Genomic DNA, 5,549 nt, shown 5'->3' with positions numbered 1-5,549 from the left:
GTGGGAACGAAGGGAACCATCTACGTGAACGGGAACGCGGACATCCGTGACGGGTCCAGCTCGGTCAACGGAAGCGTCGGCTACCGCTACGACTTCTAACAAGAGAAAACACAAGGAGGGGGGCCCCCCCCCGAAAGGCCTTCCTCCTGACCCTCCAGAGCCGCTCCGGAATTATTCCGGAGCGGCTCTGTTGCTTAGGGGAATCCCGCTAAAGCCGATACGGTGCGGGGAGGTAGTTTTTACAATATATTGGAATGATTTTTATTAAAATTGTTTTTTCACCGCAGTCGCTTGAATTCGTAAAGCGGATTAAAAATTCGCCGTGTAATGGGAACCGGGCCAATATACCAGAGTTGCCCCGCCTGTTTGCTTATACTGATAAGGATAGAACGATGAATGCCCTTGATTCCAGACCAGATAAAGCATGGAAATACTCTTCTGGATGATGCGCAACACCTACGGAATCAATGTTTAAGCTTGTAGGAGGATTTTTAATCCGCTAATGATGATAAAAAGCCTCCTGTCAGTTTCGGGAGGAATTTCACATACGCCCTTTTAAAAACTATGAAGTTGCACCTCCCTTTAAGTCTTTTGTCCTCCCTGCTTGCCTGCATGGCTGCTGTTTCCTCACCGCATGCCGTTGCGGAAACCTATACATGGCTGGGGGGGACGGTGGATGTTCATTTGAATACTAACTGGACTCCGGATTACGGCAGCAGCAACTGGTCGGCAACATGGGCCGGAACGGCGACAAACAGCATGCGTTTTGATGCGGGTAGCATGACGGGGCAGGTCAAGGCTCTCCAGGCTTCTTTCAATACGCTTTCACTTGGGGGAATAACCGTTACGGATAATTCCGATGGATTCAGCGTTTCCAAAAGCAACGGCTCCAACCGCACTGTTAATTTACGTGATGGAGGAGAAGGGTATACGCTGTTTGACATAGGCGGGGATTTTTCTCTGGGAGTTGCCAGCCAGGTATGGAACGGAGTTGTTTTCAACTCCAGCGCCCTGTTTAACATTGCCTCCGGCAAGACCATGAATATTTACGGTGGTCTGGGAACGGCTGGAACGGGAGCCAGGACGATGACGGTGGGGACGGACGGTTTTGCGGGAACCCTTATCCTGAATACGGCTGCCCAGTCTTCCATGACGGCTGATTGGGTCATTTCCCATGGGGCGACCGTTCAACTGAACAATGCCGCGGCTTTGGGGTCCGGATCGGTCAGCTTAAACGGCGGCAATATAACGGCCCAGCACGATGCTGTTTATAACAATGCCCTGGCCGTGAGCGGTTCTTCCGGCATGAACGTGAATGCTGCCACGCGGTTTGCCAGTGTCAGTCTTTCCAATGCCGCTGTCCTGAACATGAACGGAGGGACGCTTGGCATTGCGAATGCCGGCGTTTTGACACTGGGTTCTTCAGGTACCATTACGGGGAATTTGACGCTGGGAAACGCGTCTCTTCTGAATTTTTCCGCTCTTCCGGCTTCTGGAGCATATTTGCTTAATGTAACAGGAACGCTGACCGTGGGCAGTGAATTGCTTCTGGGGCAGGGAACGATGGAAGGCGTAGCCTGGACGGAGGGTTCCTACAGTCTGGTTCATGCGGGTTCCGTAGAGGGAGTCCCTGCCAGCTCTTTCGTTCTGGGCGACAATCTTCTGGGTTCATGGAGCACGGAAAACAATAATCTTACCCTGGTTGTGGAGCAGGTGGCTTTGCTTGAATGGAAAGGCGGCGACGGGATATGGTCTGTAACTGCTCCGGCTTCTTCACCGTGGAAAAATGAAGGTGTGTACAATAATGCTTCCGGAGTGGTCATGGGAGATATTGACGGAAGTTCTCTGCAAACAGTAACCATTGATGGAGTTGTCTCTCCCTCAATCATGATGGTCCAGGCGGATACGACGGATTATGTGTGGAATGCCGCAGATGAAGGAGGTGCTCTGGAAGGCAGCGGTAATCTGGAGAAGACCGGCAGTGCCAAGCTGACCATTAATATGGATAATGCTGATTATGCCGGAAAGGTCATTTTGGGGGGTGGAACGCTTGAAATGGGGAATGATGCCGCTTTAGGCACAGGTGATCTGGCATTTGACGGCGGTACCCTCCGGTATGGAACAGGGGTAACGGCGGATATTTCCGGGCAGATTTCCACAACGAGCAAAAGTTCCGTGAAAGTGGATACCAACGGTAATAACGTAAGCTGGGCTTCCGCAGATCATTACAAGGCTCTGAACTTGGAAAAGTCCGGGAACGGTGTGTTGACTCTCGGCGGCGCCGTGTATACGGGGGGCCTGACAGTAGATGAAGGAGGCGTGTCCATTGCTTCCGGCAATGTTCAGACGAAGTTTTCCGCGGGAGTTACGGTAAATGCAGGAGGGACGCTTGCCATTTCCAGCACCATTAACGGAATATCTGCCGGAGACAATGCCAATATCGTCATCAACGGCATGAGCGGAGCGGGGCGGATTGAGCTGGACAACCAGGCTGCCAAATCCCGTTTTTATATTTCCGGAGATAATTCTTCGTTTACCGGGGAATTGGTGGCGACCGGACTGAACAATAATCCGGGGAATGCGAATGATGCCCGCGATCTTCAGTTTGCTACTGCTGCCAGTATGGGAAGAGGAACGGTAACCCTGAATGGACGCGGGTTCTGGCTGGGAACCGCCAATTCGGCGGATACCGCCGTCATGGCAGCAATCAATGTTCTGGAGAAAGGTTCCTATCTGAACGGGGGAAGCGGAAATTCCTATTACTTTGGCGGGGCGTTTACCGGTTCCGGCACCATGACCACGGCTCTGGGCAATGCGTTCGCTTATTTGACGGGAGATATGACCGGGTTCCAGGGAGCGTTCTCCCACACGGGTGATTCCCTGTTTACCTGGGCATTCGGCAACAATACGGAGGCAGTTCTGAATGATGGAAAGCTTTTTGGGGATGGAGTGGTTTTGAAGGCTGACGGAGGGACAAGCCAGTTTAAATTCTCCTACACCAACGATATTATACTGATGAACGCCACCGTAGGCGCAGAAGGGGCCTTGAACGCCAGGGTGGAACAGGCCGGAACCGGAACGCTGGTGCTAACACAGGACAATAGCGCGACGGGAACGCTCACCATTACCAGCGGCACGGTTCAGCTGGGCAATGGAGAGGCTTCCGGCTCATGGGCAGGGCAGATTACCGGAGCAGGGGCTCTGGTGGTGGACAGGTCTGCAGGTTCCTCTGCTCTGGAACTGAACTCCGCCAACGATTACCAGGGTGGAACCACGCTGAACGGCGGCACAGTGAAGGCGCTGGGCGCCGGTTCCCTGGGAACTGGCGATGTTTTAGTCAACGGCGGTTCCATCCTGGATATGAACGGCCAGGCGATTGCCAATAATGTCGCTATTACCAAAGGAGGGCTGCAACATGCCGGGGCCTACGCCACGTTGGGCGGCGTAACTGTAAATGCGGAGGCTGATTCCGGGGACATTGACCTGGGAGGCCTGTCCGGCGACAAAGTGGGAGGCATCAATACCACCACGGCGGGAACGGCCATTACCGGCCTGACGGGAAATTTGACGCTGACGGGGAATAATGCCCTGCATGTGGGGGTGGAAAATACCACGTATGCCTCTGACGGAGACCAGAAAAGTCTGATTCAGTTCAATGATGCGGCTACAGGGACTGTTTCCTTAGGCGGAGATTCTTCCGATCTCACGCTGCACATGGATATTGATACGGATATCCTGATTGCCATGCGCGAACTGGATTCTGTCGGTATTCTGCTGACAGACGGGACGATTACCGGATTGCCGGACAGCGGTCTGGTAGCGTGGCTCAACCAGCATCTTACGTTTAATGCCACGCTGGAAAGCCTGGGGTTCGGCATCCAGGGAGTGGATGGAGGAAACATTATCATTTCCGGAAGAACGGACCAGATTTATATTGCTTCCGCAGACGGTTCCTCAGTGACGGAAATTCCGGCTTTGAATTCCTATGCCCAAGTGATTGTTGATAAGGATCTTTCTCTGAATTTTGATGTTCCCGCATCTAATACGGACAAGACCATCGTTCGTCATCTTTCCTCCGGCACCGGCACTACTGGCAACCTGGCAGTGAATGTCGCCGGAGAAGGTTCCTTGAATATTGAACTGGCCAACGATTTGGACGATTCCGTTTTTAACGGAAATCTTATCGTAAACGGAAACGGTGCGGACTTGGTCAAAACAGGAGAAAAGACGCTGGTGTTGAATGGGAGCGTCAGTACATCCAATGCCGTGATTGCCAAAGAAGGCACACTGGTTCTGAACGGGAGCGTCAACAATATCGGCACGCTGGCTTTGTCCTCCGCTTCTGCAGATGCAATTGCACGTACCGTGATTGGTGGGACTGTCACAGCCACTCTGTCGGATGAAGATGAAGGCGGTTCCCTGGAGATTGCTGCGGGGGGAACACTCAAGACCGCCGGAGATTCCGTCCTGGACCAGGCGACCTCCATTTCCGGAGCAGGGATTTTGAATATTCAGGAAGGTTCCGCCCTCTCCCTGACGGGGGAAGCCGGCCTGTCCGGAACTTCCGTGACGCTGAACGGAACGCTGGGCCTGTCCGGGGCTGGGGAAAAATCCATCCAGTCCCTCTCCGGTTCCGGAACGCTGGCGTTGAACGGCGGCACCCTGTCTGTCTCTTCCGCTTTCGTCAGAAACGGTTCTTTCTCCGGTACGCTGGATGGAGAGGGAGGTATTGACGTATCCGGCAGCGTAACCCAGGTAATGCAGACAGGAAGCTCTACGTATGACCTGGGCGTTCATGGAGGGGGAACGCTGGTGTTAAAAGGCACTTCTGACGCCCCCGCGCTTGATTACCGTAATGTTGCAGTAGGTTCTGCCGGCACCCTGCGTATTGAAGCCATTGGACATGAAGCCGGAGACTCCAATACCTCCTTAAACGTCGGCAGCATTGATTTTCAAAGCGGCTCTACGACGGAATTCGTTTATAATTTAAGTGCGTCTGATCCTTTCGGCTCCGCTATGCTGACGGCGGATTCCATCACTATTGGAAATGGGGCGGGATTCTCTCTTGCCAACATGGAAGGCAACACGGGGCTGGGAACGTATGACAACCTGGACGGCGTGGTGCTGATGACAGCAGACACGATTGACGGACTGACGGAGGGGGAATCCATATCCGTGGGGACTTCCGGCCTGTTTGCCGTTTATTACAAGGATGCGACCATGAGCCGGAAGGGCAATCATATTGTGCTGAATGCCACGGTGCAGCAGGACAATATTTTTACACCTGCGGTGAATTCCCATAATTCCGGAGCAGGTTCCGAACTTCTGTGGGAGGCAAAAAATAATCTGGATGCCACTTCCCAGCTTGGGCAGGCGATGCATTCCATCAGCACCATGATTACGGGAGATAATCCCGACTTGGCGGGGGCATCCAGGGCTTTGACAGCAGTGGCTGGGAGCACGGTCAACGCGCTGGGGACGGCGCAAAGGGACGCCCTGCGCGACCAGATGGGCTGGATCAGGAACCGGACCACCCTCATGGGCGTCAA

General features: G+C 53.6%; 1 protein-coding gene. It reads left to right on the top strand.

Annotated features, from left to right (window positions below; all coding sequences use genetic code 11):
* Positions 1-564: 564 nt before the first annotated feature.
* Positions 565-5,549 (top strand): autotransporter-associated beta strand repeat-containing protein (locus tag BHW66_RS02755; RefSeq protein WP_286688876.1); only part of this gene is annotated, 4,985 nt, incomplete at its 3' end.

The organism is Akkermansia sp. 54_46 (genome assembly GCF_001917295.1).
Classification (GTDB): domain Bacteria; phylum Verrucomicrobiota; class Verrucomicrobiia; order Verrucomicrobiales; family Akkermansiaceae; genus Akkermansia; species Akkermansia muciniphila.
The sequence above is the reverse complement of the archived record's forward strand: the minus strand, read 5'-3'. Positions and strand labels throughout refer to the sequence as shown.